Genomic DNA, 17,487 nt, shown 5'->3' with positions numbered 1-17,487 from the left:
CCGCCATTTATACCATTCTGGAAAATTAACTGGTCAGGTCAATCCATTCCCGTGAGCACATCTGTTTGACCCGATGAGTGCACTGCAAGAACTGGTTCCAAGCAGTACAAACCTTATCAACAATATCGTCATAATCGCTGAAACTTTGATTGGCTAAACAACGTTGCCTTAACCAACTCCATACCTGCTCGATTGGGTTAAGCTCAGGAGAATAGGGAGGCAGCTTGATGATGCAGACATTCTCAAATTGATGCGCGAGGTCATCAGTATGCCATCCCGCACCATCCATGTGAATAGCCACCGACTCAGTAGACACTAATTAACCTTTCTTCATACCGCTTTTCATACTCTACTGGTGACAACTGATTATTGGAACCGTGTCTGCGTTTGACGTTGTAGAACATCTCGACATATTCGAAGATATCCATCCGCGCTTCTTCCCGAGTGGAATAGATCTTTCGCTTCACTCTTTCTCTTTTCAGTAACTGGAAAAAACTTTCAGCTACCGCATTGTCATGGCAGTTACCCCGACGGCTCATGCTTGATTCCAGACCGTGCTGCTTTAAAAATTTATCCCAGTCATGACTTGTATACTGGCTTCCTTGATCGGAATGCACGAGTACCTTCTCTGACGGTGAGCGTCGCCATATCGCCATCAGAAGCGCGTCCAATACCAGCTCTTTCGTTATTCTGCTTTTCATCGACCAACCAATCACTCTCCGAGAGAACAGGTCAACGACGACTGCGAGGTATAGCCAACCTTCGTGAGTTTTTATATACGTGATATCGGTCACCCAAGACTGATTTGGAGCAGTCGGGTTGAACTCCCTGGCCAACTTATTCGCAACAACGACATTCTCTGTGCCCACTTTGGGCCTGGGTTTTCGATATCCTCTTTGCGACTGTAAGCCTTCTCGTTTCATCAAGCGGTGAACTTGGTTGATACCGCAACATTCACCTTCATCACGTAAATCACTGTATATTTTTCGATAGCCATAAACGCCGCCAGATTCCAGCCAGAACTGCTTGATGAGTCCGAGAAGGTATTTACGCCGTTTCTCCTGTCTGCTGTCGGGTTGCTTAAGCCAAGCATAATAACCACTTGGGTGGATGCTAAGGACTTTACACATACGTCGAACAGGCCAAACAGCCTGATTGGCTTTGATAAAGGCGTACCTCAGTCGGACTGGCTTGCGAAGTACACCGCGGCTTTTTTTAATATGTCCCTTTCTTCGGTGACTCTTTGCAGCTCCTTTTTGAGTCGACGAATTTCGGCACTTTCATCGGACTTGGCTTGATATTGGGAGGAATCTGGGCCGTAGCGTTTAATCCAAGCATAAAGGCTATGCGTGGTAGTCCCTAAACGATTTGCCACATCGGCTACACTATGGCCTTTTTCAGTAACCTGTTTGACGGCTTCAACTTTGAATTCTTCTGGGTATCGCTTGTTGCTCATAAGCACCTCTCTGCTAGTCATTTTGTCTAACTAAAAGGTGTCTATCAAGTCGGTGGCTATTCAACCCAAGGGACGACAAACCCAAGGGACGACAATCGCTTCACCGAGCCCTCGGCTTGGGTAAACGGAGCCAAACAAATAGGCGTAATCGAACTGTTGCTGCCGAACAGCTCTAGGCCGTGTTCCGCGCGGTGCCCAAAGCCGTGTCGTTGTATTCTGCTGGCAAAATCTGGCTTCATCCTGGAACCAGACATCCACCTGTTCAAGGCTGAGATGGCCCGGGATGTTATCCATGAAAAGCCCATATGATCGAGCAAATAGTAAATGGAATCAAGGTGATAGTGTTTACTAAACTTCTGGACGATATATGCGTGGATATCGGCCCCCGTGAGTCTGTCGCCTTGCGGGTTATGCGCTTTATCTTTGAGATATTGGCGAAGCTGTTCTTGTTGCTCTGGGGTTAAGAATGCAGGTCTACCTGTTCTTGGTTTTTCTTGAAGTCCTGCGAAGCCTTCTTCGAGAAAGGTGTGAACCCATTTGCTGACACTGGTTCTGCTGACTTTTAGATACTTGGCAATTTGAGTGCGGGACTGGCCTTCTTTGAAATGGGCAAACGCGAACAATCTCATTTTCATTTGAATGGATTTTTGCTGGCTTGCCAGCTTTTTGAAGTCGATATGATTGAGGCTATCCATAGCGATTTGACCATTTGAAAGAGAAGCCTCAATTAGTTCCTATTCTTACTTAGAATGGTATTAAACCTTTTATGGTGTGGTTGATCATCCGCTATGAATGCAGGCAAGTGTGCCTGGGCAGTTTACAAGAGGTATCGGTATTTAGATGAGGATTTATTCGCTAGGGAAATCATGGAAAGGGATTTTGGGCGGGTGAATGTGTTGCCGAGTGAGTAATACCGGCTAAATGCCCATGTCCGGTACGTTGTATTCGGCTAAGGATGCGTAGATGGAAAAAAGCAGCCTGGTGGGGCTGCCTTTGAAATGGAGATGATGCTTGTTTACAGGTTTGCGCGCAGGGCTTCCAGATTGGGTACTACTGTGATCCCGGCAGCTTGCATCTCAGCGCAGGCCTTCTCTGTTGTATCGGGCTTAATACCACGGCAAGCTGCGAGGTTCACGAACACTCTAAATTGATGGCTGGCTTGCAGTTGTAAAGCCGTTGTTTTGACACAGTAGTCGGTCGCTAAGCCGCCGATGACCACGGTTGAAACCTGATTTGCCACAAGCCATTCGATCAGCCCGGTACTGAGCCTTTCCAGCAGATCGTGGTAACAGGCACCGTATGGGTGAAGATCCGGCTCGATCCCTTTCCAGATCACATGATCGTAATCGGTCACAGCCGGCAAGCCAGGGATCGTTTTAAATCCGTCGGTACCGGGAACCGCGTGCGCAACCCAGGTCAAATCTGCATTAGGCAGTGATAAAGGCTGGAGCATCTGGTCATGACTATCAACGACCCAAACGGCATTGGCCGGGTGGGCATCCTTGGTGAGAACTCGCAAGGCCGCAAACTCGGCCTGAGCATTCAGTGCCGCGGCGATTTGATCGCCTTCAGGGACCGGGAGCTCTGCCGGACAGAGCGGACTGAATGTCCGCTGCGGATCAACGTCTATTGCGGCGATAGCCATGATCTTCTTCCTTAAAGGATCTGGTTCAAAATATGATCGGCCTTGATGCGGCGGATCCGCTTGATCAGCTTTTTCACCGGAATCGGATAAGAATCCACTTTGTCGATGAATTTATAACTGCCTACCAATTGAGTATGGCGCAAAATGCAGTCTAACTCTTTCTGCTTCTCGTCCGCGAGAAGCTGGTTTTTATCCCGGATCAGGATGGCATTCTCCAGATCCAACTTCCAGGCGCGTGGATTGAGGTTGCTGCCGGTGATCAGCATGTATTGGCGATCGACCCAGACCCCTTTCAGGTGGAAACTGTTGTCAGCATGTTTCCACAAGTGGATAGCCAGCTGACGCCGGGCAATTGCGGCTTCGTTGTGCTTTGCAAAATTACGCAGGTTGATCTCGTACAGATAAGGCAGTCCCGCGATGGTCCTAAATGGCTCGCTTGGCGGGATGTAGAAATCATTAGCCGTTTTATCACCAACAATAATGGTGACCTTCACACCGCGTCGCAATGCTCGTTTCACTTCACGACTGATCATGCGCGGGAAGTTGAAATACGGGGTACAGATGGTCAGCTCTTTCTCGGCGCTGGCGATCAGAGTGCAAATATGCTGGTTTAACTTGTTTCTTCGTTTGCCGAGGCCGATGAGGGGCGTCAGGCCGACCTGATTGTCGCCGATCTGCTCAGGCGGAAAGCTATAACTGGCGCGTTGTAGCTGACCGCGGAGCGTTCGGATTGCGCCTTTCAGTGATTTGGTATCCGGGCGAACAGCCTGGCTCAAGCAGTTCACGGCATCGCTTTCAGCCAGGGTTTCGGTGATGAATGCCGCCATGCTGTCGGCCAGCTGTGTGTTTCTGATCACATGATAGCGGTCATAGCGGTAGCGATTATGTTGCGCTAAATAGACGTCATTGAGGCTGGCACCGCTGTAAATCACCTTGTCATCGATGACGAATCCTTTCAGGTGAAGCACACCGAACACTTCGCGGTTTCGCACCGGCACGCCCAGGATCTCAATCTGGTGTGCGTATTTCTCGGCGAACTCTCGATACAGGGCAGCATTGCCATCGGATTTTTCAGCGCCGATCAAGCCTCTTTGTGCGCGGTGCCAGTCCACCAGGACCTTGATATCCAGCGCGGGGTTAGCCTGCTTCGCCTCATAGAGTGCGGTGAGTACACCTCGCCCGGCTTCATCATCCTGAAGATAAAGCGCGACGAGATAAATGCGCTGTGTAGCATGGGTAATTTCGTGGAGTAGACGCTCCCGGAATGACCCCGCATCGAGCAGCGTTTCTAAATCTTCCGGGTTGTGTGCAATACACGGTAATTGATCAATGCGCTGCCTGTGAGCAATAGCTGAATCCATTATCGCCTCGTTTACGCGATCTATTTAAGATAAATCTGTTAGTTTAGAGCGGAATTATATCAGAAAATTCCCCGATCCTATCCATGACGTTCAAGGCTTGCGTCGTGGGACATGGAATTTATGCCGAGCGGATCAAATTGCATGGCAATGAGATCTTTCCCGCTTTGCCGGTAGCGCCTGATCCGGCTGGATAGGGCTTCGGGCAAATCGTGGTCGGCGATCAGGCGAAATCCGGCCTCGTGATAGAGCCCTTCCAGATAACGGAAAGCAAAGCAATAGCAGGGCAGGTGATGGAGTTGCTCCCGGGCCGCGGCCAATAGCGCGAGTCCCAGGTCTTGGCCGCGGTGCGCTGGGTGAACCAGCATGCCGGTCAGGAGTTGCTCGTGTTCAAATTGCTTGAACCTGACACAGCAGATCAAACCGCTGGTATCTTCTCCAACCCAAATGGTTTCGTCCTTCTTTGCTTTTCCGGCTGGATAATAGGTTTTATAGAGTCGATTAATCAGGGGAAAACGAAGGGCTTCTATGGGGTGGAATCTAAGGTTACTCATGGGAAAACACTGCGTCGTTGGTATGAATCGGTTAGAATGCGCCTCCAAGTATAAAAGGTATGGTTCGGTATTGGCATGAAAGTTTTGCAAGAAAGATCATTGGTATCTTTTCACACCTTTGGGATTGAGACTCAGGCGCAACAGATTCTGGTGGCAGAATCGACGGCTGATCTGGTGGCGATTTGGCAGGATGAGCAATACCAAACCATGCCCAAGCTGATTGTCGGTCAGGGGAGTAACTTACTGTTCTGTGAAGACTACGCCGGGGTGGTTGTCTTAAACCGCATTGCCGGGATCACCGTGACGGAAACCCCATCAGCCTATCACCTGCACGTCGGGGCCGGGGAAGATTGGCACCAGCTGGTGTGCGAGACCATCGCCCGTCATATGCCGGGATTGGAGAATTTGGCTTTGATCCCGGGATGTGTGGGTTCGTCGCCAATTCAGAATATCGGCGCCTATGGGGTGGAACTCAAAGATGTCTGCCAGTATGTCGATATTGTTGAGCTGGCCACCGGTAAGGAAAAGCGTCTAACCGCGGAAGCGTGTCAGTTTGGTTACCGTGATTCTGTTTTCAAACATCAGCTGAAAGAGACCCATGCGATCACCGCGGTCGGCTTTGTGTTGCCGAAAGCCTGGCAACCGAACATCAGCTACGGCCCGCTGGCCAAGTTTGACGCCAGCACAGTCGGCGCCAAAGATATTTTTGAGGAAGTGTGCCGGGTCCGCCGGGAAAAGCTGCCTGATCCTGCTGTCCTGGGGAATGCCGGGAGCTTCTTTAAGAATCCGGTGATCAGTCGGGAGCTGCGGGATAGGTTATTGACGCAATACCCGACGATGCCCAGTTATGAGATGGCCGACGGTTCATGCAAGCTGGCTGCAGGCTGGTTGATTGATCAGTGTGGCTTGAAAGGTCATCAGATCGGCGGAGCTAAAGTCCATGAGCAGCAAGCCTTGGTGCTGGTGAATGCCGGCGGGGCGCGTGCGAGTGATGTAGTGGCGCTGGCTGCGGAGGTGGTCGCTATGGTGCAGCAAGCCTTTGGCGTGAGGTTAGTCCATGAAGTTCGGTTTATGGCGGCGACGCAAGAGACCGACTTACAGGGGGTTCTGCGATGAAAGAGCATGGCACACGTTTGGCTTTAGTCGCTCAGCTCGCTGATGGCCAATTCCACTCCGGTGAAGTGCTGGGGCAGACGCTGGGGATCTCCCGAGCTGCAATCAGTAAGCATATCAAGGTATTGCAAAGCTGGGGGCTTGATATTTTCCGGGTGCAGGGAAAAGGATACAGCCTGGTATCAAAATTGGACTTGCTCAATTGCGATAAGATCCAGGCTCAGGTAAAGTGCCCGAGCCTGGATCTCATCCCCGTGATTGATTCGACCAACCAATATATGCTGGACAGAGTCGGCCAGTTACCCCAGGGCGCCATCTGTCTGGCGGAATATCAGGAGGCCGGACGCGGTCGCCGCGGCCGTCGGTGGTTATCCCCGTTTGGCAGCAACCTGTACCTGTCAATGTACTGGCGGTTAGATGCCGGAATGGCGGCTGCGATGGGGTTGAGCCTCGTGGTCGGCGTGGCTATTGCCGAAGCGCTGCAGTCGCTGGGGGCAGATGAAGTGAAGGTCAAATGGCCCAATGATCTGTATTACCGGGATCAGAAACTGGCGGGTATCCTGATTGAGATGACCGGCCAGACGGGTGAGGCCGCACACCTGGTGATCGGGATGGGGTTGAATGTGGCCATGCGTGAGCAGGAAGGTACGGAAATCGGCCAGGCCTGGACCACGCTGGAGAAAGCATGCCCGGCGTTGCCGGAGCGTAATTTGCTGGCTGCCACTTTGATACAGCGTTTACACCAGACTCTGAAGCAGTATGAGCAGATTGGGCTGGATGGTTTTGTCGAACGCTGGAATCGTTTGGATAATTTTTTGGATCGCCCTGTGAAGTTGTTGATCGGTGAGCGCGTGGTAGAAGGAATTGCCCGCGGAATCAATGGTCAGGGCGCGCTATTACTGGAAACCGATCAGGGGATCACGCCTTATATCGGTGGAGAAATCAGCCTCAGAGGTTGTTAATGCAATTACTAATCGAAGCGGGTAACACCTACGTTAAAGTTGCCCAGTTATTTGATAACGGTGACTTTGAGTTATTGGGGCGTTACCCGAGCCGTAAGCTGGAGATGGTTTTAGAGCCGCTGTTAGATAAGGGAATTAACAGGATCGTCTTTGCCAGCGTCGGGCCGGTAGAAGTGGATAACTCGATCCAGCGCATTGCGCAGCTGGCAAATATCCCGGTGATGCAGGTCAAAACCCTGCGCAAAGACTTTGGTGTCAAAAATGCCTACGCCGAATATCAGTATCTCGGTGTTGATCGCTGGTTAACGCTAGTGGCCATTCGGCAGGAATTCAAAGTGCCGACGGTGATTATCGATATCGGCACCGCACTGACCTTTGATGTGTTGTCGGAAGACGGCAAGCACTTGGGCGGCTGGATCGCCCCGGGCTACCAGTTGATGATGAAATCGGTGCTGGAGAATACCACCAAGGTGTTCTCGGACCATGAGCATGGTGACGAGCTCATTTTTGCCGACAATACCGCCGACGGGTTGAAAAACGGTTGCCGGGCGGCCCTGGTCGGGCTGATCGAGTATGGCCTCGGGCAGGCGCGCGAGAAACTGAAAGCCGAGCCGGAAGTGGTCCTGTGTGGGGGCGGCGTCCGTCACCTGCCGGTTTCTTGGGCGAAATCATACCGTCGCCGCTCGGACTTGGTGCTGGAAGGCCTGGCATTGTATGCAAAGTGTCGCTAGTGGCTAAAAATCCATCGCTCACAATAAAAACTAAAAAAAATCGCCTTGAAGGTATTGCAAGGGCTGTCATCATTCTCTAGAATGCGCAGCACTTACGCCGACTTAGCTCAGTAGGTAGAGCAACTGACTTGTAATCAGTAGGTCACCAGTTCGATTCCGGTAGTCGGCACCACTTTCTCCTAAATGAGTGAAAGTGCAGTAAAAATCTGGAGGGGTTCCCGAGTGGCCAAAGGGAGCAGACTGTAAATCTGCCGGCACTGCCTTCGATGGTTCGAATCCGTCCCCCTCCACCATTTTCAAATGATTGATAGCTTGACGAGTTACGAGTTTAGCGGGCATCGTATAATGGCTATTACCTCAGCCTTCCAAGCTGATGATGCGGGTTCGATTCCCGCTGCCCGCTCCACACTTCTTGTGTGCTGATATAGCTCAGTCGGTAGAGCGCACCCTTGGTAAGGGTGAGGTCGGCGGTTCAAATCCGCCTATCAGCACCACTCTCCTCAAGTCGCTTCAATTCTTTTGATATATACTCTACAAACCCATGATTGGTTGTGTGGTCGTAATGCCACCAAATACCGTGCCTAGAGGGACTATCCATGTCTAAAGAAAAATTTGAACGTACTAAACCGCACGTTAACGTTGGTACTATCGGCCACGTTGACCACGGTAAAACTACTCTGACTGCAGCTATCTGTACGACTCTGGCCAAAGTTTACGGCGGTGTAGCGAAAGACTTCGCATCGATCGATAACGCGCCAGAAGAGCGTGAGCGTGGTATCACTATCTCTACTTCTCACGTAGAGTACGATACTCCATCTCGCCACTACGCACACGTAGACTGCCCAGGACACGCTGACTATGTTAAAAACATGATCACCGGTGCTGCGCAGATGGACGGTGGTATTCTGGTTGTTGCTGCAACTGATGGCCCTATGCCTCAGACACGTGAGCACATCCTGCTGGGCCGTCAGGTTGGTATCCCTTACATCATTGTATTCATGAACAAGTGTGACATGGTTGATGATGAAGAGCTGCTAGAGCTGGTTGAGATGGAAGTTCGTGAACTGCTGTCTGAGTACGACTTCCCAGGTGACGACTGCCCAGTAATCATGGGTTCTGCTCTGGGCGCCCTGAACGGCGAGAAAGAGTGGGAAGACAAAATCATTGAGCTGGCTGAAGCACTGGATACTTACATCCCAGAGCCAGAGCGTGCGATCGACAAGCCATTCATCCTGCCAATCGAAGATGTATTCTCAATCCAAGGCCGTGGTACTGTTGTAACTGGTCGTGTTGAGCAAGGTGTTATCACTGTTGGTGACGAAGTTGCGATCATCGGTATTAAAGAGACCATTACGACAACTTGTACTGGTGTTGAGATGTTCCGTAAGCTTCTGGACGAAGGCCGTGCCGGTGAGAACGTTGGTGTTCTGCTGCGTGGTACTAAGCGTGACGAAGTTGAGCGTGGCCAAGTACTGGCGAAGCCTGGTTCAATCACTCCGCACACGACTTTCGAGTCTGAAGTATACGTTCTGTCTAAAGACGAAGGCGGCCGTCATACTCCGTTCTTTAAAGGCTACCGTCCACAGTTCTACTTCCGTACAACTGACGTGACTGGTACCATCGAGCTGCCAGAAGGCGTTGAGATGGTTATGCCTGGCGACAACATCAAGATGGTTGTGACGCTGATCGCACCTATCGCAATGGACGAAGGTCTGCGCTTCGCAATCCGTGAAGGTGGCCGTACCGTTGGTGCTGGTGTTGTAGCTAAGATCGTTGAATAATATTTGACGACTAGGTACCAAAAAGGGCATCATTTGATGCCCTTTTTCTGCGTTTGAACAATTTCTTGCTTGTTTTTTGGTCTAAATCGCAGAAAAGCAGTTCATTGATATGAAGTTTTCTGATTGTAATTAAAGCCTTAGTGCTTTCCTTCATTTATGGCCTCGCACTTGCGGGGTTATTTTCGTCTATATTGAGACTAGTTACAGGTTGGTTGTATGAAAGCGAATGCCGAAAACCAAAGCAGCTCCAGCAGTATGGATAGCCTGAAATGGGTCGTTGTATTTGCGCTGCTAGCTGCCGCTGTGGTTGGTAATTACCTGTACAGTGATGTTTCCGTAGTGATCCGCGCTGCTGCGGTAGTTGTCCTTGTGGCGGCTGCTGGTGGTATTGCTGCACTTACGGCAAAAGGTAAAACCGCGATTACGTTCGCCCGTGAATCGCGCATGGAAGTCCGCAAGGTAGTATGGCCTACTCGTCAGGAAGCTACGCAGACAACCTTTATCGTTTTAGCTGTCACTGTCATTATGGCGTTAGCCTTGTGGGGTATCGACGGCATCATGGTCCGTCTAGTCCGCCTAGTTACCGGTGTGTGAGGTAAGAGTTCATGAGCGAAGCTCCAAAAAAACGATGGTATGTCGTGCAGGCTTTTTCAGGTTTTGAAGGCCGAGTTGCACAATCACTCCGTGAGCATATCAAAATGCATGGCATGGAAGACTACTTTGACGAGGTGCTGGTACCGACAGAGGAAGTGGTTGAGATGCGTGCTGGCCAGCGCCGCAAAAGTGAACGTAAGTTCTTCCCAGGCTATGTACTGGTCCAGATGGTGATGAACGACGAAACATGGCACCTGGTGCGTAGCATCCCTCGTGTAATGGGGTTCATCGGCGGTACTTCGGACCGTCCGGCGCCTATCTCTGATAAAGAAGCGGATGCCATTCTGAACCGTCTGCAGCAGGCGAGTGAGTCGCCGGTGCACAAAACGGTCTTCGAACCAGGTGAAGTGGTCCGTGTTACGGATGGTCCGTTTGCCGACTTTAATGGCGTGGTTGAAGAAGTGGATTACGATAAGAGCCGCGTGAAAGTGTCGGTTTCTATCTTCGGCCGTGCCACACCTGTCGAACTAGAGTTTGGCCAGGTTGAGAAAGTTTGATCAATAAGTAATCAGATCGGCTTGTCAGGGGCGTGAAATTTGACTATAATTTCGCGCCCTTTCGTTAGACGGGGAGTCTATTTCAAGATAGACGTTTGAACCCAAATTTAGGTAAATAGCAATGGCTAAAAAAGTAGAAGCTTACATCAAGCTGCAAGTTGCGGCTGGTATGGCAAACCCAAGTCCACCAGTTGGTCCAGCTCTGGGTCAGCATGGTGTGAACATCATGGAATTCTGTAAAGCGTTCAACGCTAAGACCGACTCTCTGGAGAAAGGTCTGCCGACTCCTGTTGTTATCACAGTATACAACGACCGTTCTTTCACGTTCATCACTAAGACGCCTCCTGCTGCAGTTCTGCTGAAGAAAGCTGCTGGTGTTAAGTCTGGTTCTGGCCGTCCGAACACTGAGAAAGTTGGTACTGTAACTGACGCTCAGATCCAAGAGATCGCAGAAACTAAAGCTGCGGACATGACTGGTGCTGACATCGAAGCTCTGAAGCGTTCGATTGCTGGTACTGCACGTTCAATGGGTCTGGTAGTAGAGGGTTAAGACAATGGCAAAACTAACTAAGCGCATGCGCGTAATCCGTGAGAAAGTAGATGTTTCTCGCGAGTACGACATCAACGAAGCTGTTGCTCTGCTGAAAGAACTGGCTACTGCTAAATTCACTGAAAGCGTTGACGTTGCTGTTAACCTGGGTATCGATGCACGTAAATCTGACCAGAACGTTCGTGGCGCAACTGTCCTGCCACACGGTACTGGCCGTGACATCCGCGTAGCGGTATTCACTCAGGGTGCAAACGCTGAAGCAGCTAAAGAAGCTGGTGCTGACCTGATCGGTATGGAAGATCTGGCTGAGCAGGTGAAGAAAGGCGAAATGAACTTCGACGTCGTTATCGCATCTCCAGATGCAATGCGCGTTGTTGGTCAGCTGGGTACTATCCTGGGTCCACGTGGCCTGATGCCAAACCCGAAAGTTGGTACTGTAACACCAAACGTTGCTGAAGCGGTTAAGAACGCGAAAGCAGGTCAGGTTCGTTACCGTAACGACAAGAACGGCATCATCCACACCACTATCGGTAAAGTGGATTTCGACGCCGCGCAACTGAAAGAGAACCTAGAGTCTCTGCTGGTTGCTCTGAAGAAAGCTAAGCCTTCTTCAGCGAAAGGTACTTTCATCAAGAAAGTAAGCATCTCTACCACTATGGGTGCAGGTGTAGCGCTAGACCAGAATACTCTGGAAACTAACGCACAGTAATTTGCAGAAGCGCGTAATTCGTGTATAATTCGCGCTTCCGAATTCATGGCTGAGGCTGTTATGTCTATAACAGCCTCCGTCAAAGACCGTAGGCGTCGTGACTGAAAGGCTCGACTTAATAATACCTACGTAGACGGTGCCAGAACATGATTGATGTATGTCTTTCTTGGATCTGCGCCGTATTAACTCTCCTGTCATCGTGGCAGTGAGTGGTGTACTGTTCGGGGTTAACCCGGCTAAAATCCAGGAGCAAATCCAATGGCATTGAACCTTCAAGACAAAAAAGCAATTGTTGCTGAAGTCAACGAAGCTGCCAATGGTGCCCTGTCTGCAGTTGTTGCTGACTCACGCGGTGTTGCTGTGGGTGCGATGACTTCTCTGCGTAAACAAGCTCGTGAAAACGGCGTTTACCTGAAAGTTGTTCGTAACACCCTGGCACGTCGTGCTGTAGAAGGTACTGACTTTGAGTGTCTGAAAGACACTTTCGTTGGTCCTTCTCTGATCGGTTTCTCTAATGAGCACCCAGGTGCTGCCGCGCGTCTGTTCAAAGACTTCGCGAAAGAGAACAAAGATTTTGAGATCAAAGCAGCTGCATTCGAAGGCGCTGTTGCTGACGTTGAAGTACTAGCGACTCTACCAACATACGACGAAGCGATTGCACGCCTGATGATGTGCATGAAAGAAGCGTCTGCTGGCAAGCTGGTCCGTACTATCGCAGCTATTCGCGATCAGAAAGAAGAAGCTGCGGCTTAATTGCCCTTGCTTTCATCTGGTTGCTATTTAAACTAATTGTTGACTTTAAAAGAGAATTGTTATGTCTATCACTAACGAGCAAATCCTAGACGCAGTTGCAGAAATGTCTGTAATGCAAGTTGTTGAGCTGATCGAAGCTATGGAAGAGAAATTCGGTGTTACTGCTGCAGCTGCAGTTGTAGCAGGCGGCGCAGCAGCTGAAGCTGCTGAAGAGCAAACTGAATTCGACGTAATCCTGACTTCTGCTGGCGGTAACAAAGTTGCTGTTATCAAAGCAGTACGTGGCGCAACTGGTCTGGGCCTGAAAGAAGCGAAAGCACTGGTTGACGGCGCTCCAGCTCCTCTGAAAGAAGCTATCTCTAAAGAAGAAGCTGAAGCTCTGAAAGCTCAACTAGAAGAAGCTGGTGCTTCTGTTGAAGTTAAGTAATAATTACTTAATTTCTTAGCCTGGAAAGGCTAACGGCTGGTGGCTAAATAGCCACCGGCCTTTTTGCGCTGTAGGGTAGTGGTGTTTTTCACATTGTTTTGCGACCACGGCCCGTGCAAAAAACAGCATTCAAAAGAGTGCTGAACCTACAACAAACAGTGTTATTAGTCACTGCCTCATACTCGAGGTAGTTTGGATCACTTATCAGCGATCTGAGGAACCTATGGTTTACTCTTATACCGAGAAAAAGCGTATCCGTAAGGATTTTGGTAAGCGTCCACAAGTATTGGATGTACCTTACTTGCTGTCGATCCAGCTTGAGTCTTTTGACAAGTTCATCGAGCAGGATCCGGAAGGGCATTACGGTCTAGAAGCTGCCTTTCGTTCTGTTTTCCCAATTCAGAGCTATAACGGCAATTCCGAGCTGCAATACGTTAGCTATCGTCTCGGTGAGCCGGTCTTCGATGTTAAAGAATGTCAGATTCGTGGCGTAACTTATTCTGCGCCGCTGCGCGTGAAGCTGCGTCTGGTGATGTACGATAAAGACGCACCTGCTGGCACAGTTAAAGACATCAAAGAACAAGAAGTATACATGGGCGAAATTCCGCTCATGACAGATAACGGTACATTCGTTATTAACGGTACCGAGAGGGTTATCGTATCCCAGCTGCACCGTAGCCCGGGTGTCTTCTTCGACAGCGATAAGGGTAAAACCCACTCCTCAGGTAAAGTGCTCTACAATGCACGCGTCATCCCTTACCGTGGCTCATGGTTGGATTTCGAATTTGATCCTAAGGATAACGTATTCGTACGTATCGACCGTCGTCGTAAGCTACCAGCATCAATCATTCTGCGTGCACTAGGCTACACCACCGAGCAGATCCTGGATATGTTCTTCGAGAAAGTGAAGTTCGAAGTTCAGGGCAAATCTCTGGTGATGGAGCTGATCCCAGAGCGTCTGCGTGGCGAAACTGCAAGCTTTGACATCGAAGCCAACGGCACCGTTTACGTGGAAAAAGGCCGCCGAATTACGGCTCGCCATATTCGCCAGCTGGGCAAAGACGGCGTCGATCACATCGAAGTGCCGGTTGAATATATTGTTGGCAAAATCGCTTCTCGTGACTATGTGAACGAAGAGACTGGCGAGCTGATCGCTGCTGCGAACCAGGAACTAAGCCTGGAGACGCTGGCACTGCTGTCACAAGCGGGTCACAAGTCACTGGAAGTCCTGTTTACCAATGACCTGGACTTCGGTCCATACATGTCAGAAACCCTGCGTGTCGACAGCACCACTGACCGTCTGAGCGCACTGGTTGAGATCTACCGCATGATGCGTCCGGGCGAGCCACCGACACGCGAAGCGGCAGAGCAGCTGTTTGAAAGCCTGTTCTTCAGCGAAGATCGTTACGATCTGTCTGCGGTTGGTCGGATGAAGTTCAACAGCTCACTGAACCGTGAAGAAGGCACGGGTGCCGGTACACTGGATCACGACGATATTATCGAAGTGATGCGTAAGCTGATCGACATCCGTAACGGTAAAGGTGAAGTCGATGATATCGACCACCTGGGCAACCGTCGTATCCGCTCTGTGGGCGAGATGGCGGAAAACCAATTCCGTGTTGGCCTGGTCCGTGTTGAGCGTGCGGTGAAAGAGCGTCTGAGCCTGGGCGATCTGGATGCTGTCATGCCTCAGGATCTGATCAACGCCAAGCCGATTTCTGCGGCAGTGAAAGAGTTCTTCGGCTCTTCTCAGCTGTCTCAGTTTATGGATCAGAACAACCCACTGTCAGAAGTTACTCACAAACGTCGTATCTCGGCGCTTGGTCCAGGTGGTCTGACACGTGAGCGTGCTGGCTTTGAGGTTCGAGACGTCCACGCAACCCACTACGGTCGCCTGTGCCCTATCGAAACACCTGAAGGTCCGAACATCGGTCTGATCAACTCACTGTCTGCGTTTGCACAGTGTAATGCTTACGGTTTCCTGGAAACCCCATACCGTAAAGTCATCGACGGCAAGGTCACGGAAGAAATTGATTACCTGTCTGCCATCGAAGAAGGCCACTACGTCATCGCGCAGGCCAACGCCGCGCTGAACGAAGACGGCTCTTTCGCTGACGAACTGATCACGGCTCGCCAGAAAGGTGAATCCGGTCTGCACCCACGCGATCACGTCCAGTACATGGACGTTGCAACCAACCAGGTTGTATCGGTGGCGGCATCCCTGATCCCGTTCCTGGAACACGATGATGCGAACCGTGCCCTGATGGGTGCGAACATGCAACGTCAGGCCGTCCCAACGCTGCGCGCTGACAAGCCGCTGGTTGGTACCGGTATCGAGCGTAACGTAGCGGTTGACTCCGGTGTAACAGCTGTTGCCAAACGTGGCGGTATGGTTCAGTCCGTCGATGCTTCTCGTATCGTGATTAAAGTTAACGAAGACGAGCTGGTACCAGGCGAAGCTGGTATCGACATCTACAACCTGACCAAGTACACCCGTTCGAACCAGAACACCTGTATCAACCAGCGTCCAACTGTCATGCCGGGTGAGCCGGTTGCGCGTGGCGACGTCCTGGCTGACGGCCCGTCAACGGACCTGGGTGAGCTGGCACTGGGCCAGAACATGCGCATCGCGTTCATGCCTTGGAACGGTTACAACTTCGAAGACTCCATCTTAGTTTCTGAGCGCGTGGTCCAGGAAGATCGCCTGACCACCATCCACATTCAAGAGCTGTCTTGTGTGGCGCGTGATACCAAGCTGGGTGCGGAAGAAATCACTGCCGATATCCCGAACGTGGGTGAAGCAGCGCTATCGAAGCTGGATGAGTCAGGTATCGTTTACATCGGTGCTGAAGTGAAAGGCGGCGACATCCTGGTTGGTAAGGTGACACCAAAAGGTGAAACTCAGCTGACGCCGGAAGAGAAATTGCTGCGTGCGATCTTCGGTGAGAAAGCGTCTGACGTGAAAGACTCTTCTCTGCGTGTGCCGAACTCTGTCTCTGGTACGATTATCGACGTCCAAGTCTTTACCCGCGATGGTGTGGAGAAAGACAAGCGTGCGCTTGAAATCGAAGAGATGCAGCTGAAAGAAGCGAAGAAAGACATCACCGAGGAATTCCAAATCCTTGAGGGTGGCCTTCTGGCACGTGTTCGCACCCTGCTGCTGGCAGCCGGTTACAGCGAAGACAAACTGCTGTCGATGGATCGCGAAAAACTGTTCGCACAGACGCTGGACGACGAAGCCCAGCAGAACCAGCTGGAGCAGCTGGCCGAGCAGTACGACGAGCTGAAAGCCGAATTCGATAAGAAGTTCGAGACCAAGCGTCGCAAGATCACCCAAGGTGATGATCTGGCGCCGGGTGTACTGAAGATCGTTAAGGTTTACCTGGCCGTGAAACGTCGCATTCAGCCGGGTGATAAGATGGCCGGTCGTCACGGTAACAAGGGTGTTATCTCGAAGATCAACCCTGTCGAAGACATGCCGTACGACGAGAAGGGCCAGACGGTTGATATCGTTCTGAACCCACTGGGTGTACCGTCTCGTATGAACATCGGTCAGATCCTGGAGACCCACCTGGGTCTGGCAGCGAAAGGTATCGGTGACAAGATCAACGAGATGCTGAAGCAGCAGCAAGAACTGCACAAGTTCCGTGAGTTCCTGCAGAAAGTTTACGATCTGGGCGATACACGCCAGAACGTCGACATTGCTGCCCTGTCAGACGATGAAGTTCGCACTCTGGTTGAGAACCTGCGTGGCGGTCTGCCTATCGCGACACCAGTCTTTGATGGTGCGCCTGAGTCCTCGATCAAAGAGCTGCTGAAGCTGGGTGATTTACCTGAGTCTGGTCAGCTGACGCTGTTTGATGGCCGTACTGGTGACAAGTTTGAGCGTCCGGTAACCGTGGGTTACATGTACATGCTGAAACTGAACCACCTGGTTGATGACAAGATGCACGCCCGTTCTACCGGTTCTTACAGCTTGGTTACTCAGCAGCCGCTGGGTGGTAAAGCACAGTTCGGTGGTCAGCGTTTCGGTGAGATGGAAGTGTGGGCGCTGGAAGCATACGGCGCAGCATACACCCTGCAGGAAATGCTGACTGTTAAGTCGGATGACGTGAACGGCCGTACGAAGATGTATAAGAACATCGTCGATGGCGACCATCGTATGGAACCAGGTATGCCGGAATCGTTCAACGTATTGTTGAAAGAGATCCGCTCGTTGGGTATCAACATCGAGCTGGAAGACGAATAAGCCTAGGTTGGTTACCTATACTTATTAGTTAAACCGGTATAAATATGA

The 17,487-nt window shown here is 51.0% G+C and carries 16 protein-coding genes, 4 tRNA genes and 2 pseudogenes; 15 read left to right on the top strand and 7 right to left on the bottom strand.

The window, feature by feature from the left end:
• Window positions 1–25 precede the first annotated feature (25 nt).
• From NH461_RS15645 to NH461_RS15620, 7 genes and pseudogenes are all read right to left on the bottom strand, one after another.
• Window positions 26–316: a transposase gene (locus NH461_RS15645; protein ID WP_410000083.1), complete on the bottom strand. Its 291-nt coding sequence runs from the start codon at window positions 314–316 to the stop codon at window positions 26–28.
• Window positions 306–1,456, bottom strand: a protein-coding gene (locus NH461_RS15640; RefSeq protein WP_261600818.1) for an IS3 family transposase whose coding sequence is annotated in 2 segments (ribosomal slippage) — window positions 306–1,219 and window positions 1,219–1,456 — 1,152 coding nt in all. Because the reading frame shifts where the segments join, the coding sequence is not laid out codon by codon here. The genes NH461_RS15645 and NH461_RS15640 overlap by 11 nt, the downstream gene beginning before the upstream one ends.
• 87 nt (window positions 1,457–1,543) lie before the next feature.
• Window positions 1,544–1,711 (bottom strand): annotated as a pseudogene (locus NH461_RS25835) (IS630 family transposase); the annotation flags it as partial.
• Between the two features lie 44 nt (window positions 1,712–1,755).
• Window positions 1,756–2,085, bottom strand: a pseudogene (locus NH461_RS25830) (helix-turn-helix domain-containing protein); the annotation flags it as partial.
• 386 nt (window positions 2,086–2,471) lie between these two features.
• Window positions 2,472–3,101 carry a nicotinamidase gene (locus NH461_RS15630; RefSeq protein ID WP_261601205.1) on the bottom strand — a complete coding sequence of 210 codons (630 nt, stop codon included), beginning with the start codon at window positions 3,099–3,101 and terminating at the stop codon, window positions 2,472–2,474.
• A gap of 11 nt (window positions 3,102–3,112) precedes the next feature.
• Window positions 3,113–4,462, bottom strand: a complete 1,350-nt coding sequence (gene pssA / locus NH461_RS15625) for a CDP-diacylglycerol--serine O-phosphatidyltransferase (RefSeq protein WP_261601204.1) — start codon at window positions 4,460–4,462, stop codon at window positions 3,113–3,115.
• 77 nt (window positions 4,463–4,539) lie between these two features.
• On the bottom strand, window positions 4,540–5,013 hold the full coding sequence (locus tag NH461_RS15620; protein ID WP_261601203.1) for a GNAT family N-acetyltransferase: 474 nt from the start codon (window positions 5,011–5,013) through the stop codon (window positions 4,540–4,542).
• 75 nt (window positions 5,014–5,088) lie between these two features.
• Between NH461_RS15620 and murB the strand changes: the two genes are divergently transcribed.
• From murB to rpoB, 15 genes are all read left to right on the top strand, one after another.
• Entirely contained in the window at window positions 5,089–6,129 is a 1,041-nt protein-coding gene (gene murB, locus NH461_RS15615; protein WP_261601202.1) for a UDP-N-acetylmuramate dehydrogenase, read from the top strand.
• Window positions 6,126–7,088, top strand: a complete 963-nt coding sequence (gene birA / locus NH461_RS15610) for a bifunctional biotin--[acetyl-CoA-carboxylase] ligase/biotin operon repressor BirA (protein WP_261601201.1) — start codon at window positions 6,126–6,128, stop codon at window positions 7,086–7,088. Before murB ends, birA begins: the two co-directional genes overlap by 4 nt.
• Entirely contained in the window at window positions 7,088–7,819 is a 732-nt protein-coding gene (locus tag NH461_RS15605; protein WP_261601200.1) for a type III pantothenate kinase, read from the top strand. Before birA ends, NH461_RS15605 begins: the two co-directional genes overlap by 1 nt.
• Window positions 7,820–7,915: 96 nt before the next feature.
• Window positions 7,916–7,991, top strand: a tRNA-Thr gene (locus tag NH461_RS15600).
• 36 nt (window positions 7,992–8,027) lie between these two features.
• Window positions 8,028–8,112 (top strand) — tRNA-Tyr (locus NH461_RS15595).
• 38 nt (window positions 8,113–8,150) lie between these two features.
• Window positions 8,151–8,225 (top strand) — tRNA-Gly (locus NH461_RS15590).
• Window positions 8,226–8,237: 12 nt separating this feature from the next.
• Window positions 8,238–8,313, top strand: a tRNA-Thr gene (locus NH461_RS15585).
• Between the two features lie 102 nt (window positions 8,314–8,415).
• Window positions 8,416–9,600, top strand: coding sequence for an elongation factor Tu (gene tuf / locus NH461_RS15580; protein WP_261601199.1), 1,185 nt, complete (start codon window positions 8,416–8,418; stop codon window positions 9,598–9,600).
• Between the two features lie 216 nt (window positions 9,601–9,816).
• Complete coding sequence (gene secE, locus NH461_RS15575) at window positions 9,817–10,194, top strand: preprotein translocase subunit SecE (protein ID WP_261601198.1); 378 nt, start codon at window positions 9,817–9,819, stop codon at window positions 10,192–10,194.
• An 11-nt stretch (window positions 10,195–10,205) separates the two neighbouring features.
• Entirely contained in the window at window positions 10,206–10,751 is a 546-nt protein-coding gene (gene nusG, locus NH461_RS15570; protein WP_261601197.1) for a transcription termination/antitermination protein NusG, read from the top strand.
• A gap of 121 nt (window positions 10,752–10,872) precedes the next feature.
• Window positions 10,873–11,301, top strand: a complete 429-nt coding sequence (gene rplK / locus NH461_RS15565) for a 50S ribosomal protein L11 (RefSeq protein WP_261601196.1) — start codon at window positions 10,873–10,875, stop codon at window positions 11,299–11,301.
• Window positions 11,302–11,305: 4 nt separating this feature from the next.
• Complete coding sequence (rplA, locus tag NH461_RS15560; protein WP_261601195.1) at window positions 11,306–12,010, top strand: 50S ribosomal protein L1; 705 nt, start codon at window positions 11,306–11,308, stop codon at window positions 12,008–12,010.
• Window positions 12,011–12,268: 258 nt separating this feature from the next.
• Entirely contained in the window at window positions 12,269–12,763 is a 495-nt protein-coding gene (gene rplJ, locus NH461_RS15555) for a 50S ribosomal protein L10 (protein WP_261601194.1), read from the top strand.
• A gap of 61 nt (window positions 12,764–12,824) precedes the next feature.
• On the top strand, window positions 12,825–13,190 hold the full coding sequence (rplL, locus tag NH461_RS15550) for a 50S ribosomal protein L7/L12 (protein ID WP_261601193.1): 366 nt from the start codon (window positions 12,825–12,827) through the stop codon (window positions 13,188–13,190).
• A 223-nt stretch (window positions 13,191–13,413) separates the two neighbouring features.
• The gene (rpoB, locus tag NH461_RS15545; RefSeq protein ID WP_261601192.1) at window positions 13,414–17,439 is read left to right on the top strand and encodes a DNA-directed RNA polymerase subunit beta; all 4,026 of its coding nucleotides are present in this window, start codon (window positions 13,414–13,416) and stop codon (window positions 17,437–17,439) included.
• Window positions 17,440–17,487: the final 48 nt, after the last annotated feature.

Origin of the sequence: Photobacterium sp. TY1-4, from assembly GCF_025398175.1 — a bacterium.
In the GTDB taxonomy this organism is placed as follows: Bacteria; Pseudomonadota; Gammaproteobacteria; order Enterobacterales; family Vibrionaceae; genus Photobacterium.
The sequence above is the reverse complement of the archived record's forward strand: the minus strand, read 5'-3'. Positions and strand labels throughout refer to the sequence as shown.

Excerpts from the sequence above, each read along its gene's own strand:
- rpoB (WP_261601192.1), top strand. The coding sequence starts at position 13,414 with ATGGTTTACTCTTATACCGAGAAAAAGCGTATCCGTAAGGATTTTGGT.
- rplA (WP_261601195.1), top strand. The coding sequence starts at position 11,306 with ATGGCAAAACTAACTAAGCGCATGCGCGTAATCCGTGAGAAAGTAGAT.
- nusG (WP_261601197.1), top strand. The coding sequence starts at position 10,206 with ATGAGCGAAGCTCCAAAAAAACGATGGTATGTCGTGCAGGCTTTTTCA.
- murB (WP_261601202.1), top strand. The coding sequence starts at position 5,089 with ATGAAAGTTTTGCAAGAAAGATCATTGGTATCTTTTCACACCTTTGGG.
- rplL (WP_261601193.1), top strand. The coding sequence starts at position 12,825 with ATGTCTATCACTAACGAGCAAATCCTAGACGCAGTTGCAGAAATGTCT.
- NH461_RS15605 (WP_261601200.1), top strand. The coding sequence starts at position 7,088 with ATGCAATTACTAATCGAAGCGGGTAACACCTACGTTAAAGTTGCCCAG.
- NH461_RS15620 (WP_261601203.1), bottom strand. The coding sequence starts at position 5,013 with ATGAGTAACCTTAGATTCCACCCCATAGAAGCCCTTCGTTTTCCCCTG.
- rplK (WP_261601196.1), top strand. The coding sequence starts at position 10,873 with ATGGCTAAAAAAGTAGAAGCTTACATCAAGCTGCAAGTTGCGGCTGGT.
- birA (WP_261601201.1), top strand. The coding sequence starts at position 6,126 with ATGAAAGAGCATGGCACACGTTTGGCTTTAGTCGCTCAGCTCGCTGAT.
- secE (WP_261601198.1), top strand. The coding sequence starts at position 9,817 with ATGAAAGCGAATGCCGAAAACCAAAGCAGCTCCAGCAGTATGGATAGC.
- pssA (WP_261601204.1), bottom strand. The coding sequence starts at position 4,462 with ATGGATTCAGCTATTGCTCACAGGCAGCGCATTGATCAATTACCGTGT.
- tuf (WP_261601199.1), top strand. The coding sequence starts at position 8,416 with ATGTCTAAAGAAAAATTTGAACGTACTAAACCGCACGTTAACGTTGGT.
- NH461_RS15630 (WP_261601205.1), bottom strand. The coding sequence starts at position 3,101 with ATGGCTATCGCCGCAATAGACGTTGATCCGCAGCGGACATTCAGTCCG.
- rplJ (WP_261601194.1), top strand. The coding sequence starts at position 12,269 with ATGGCATTGAACCTTCAAGACAAAAAAGCAATTGTTGCTGAAGTCAAC.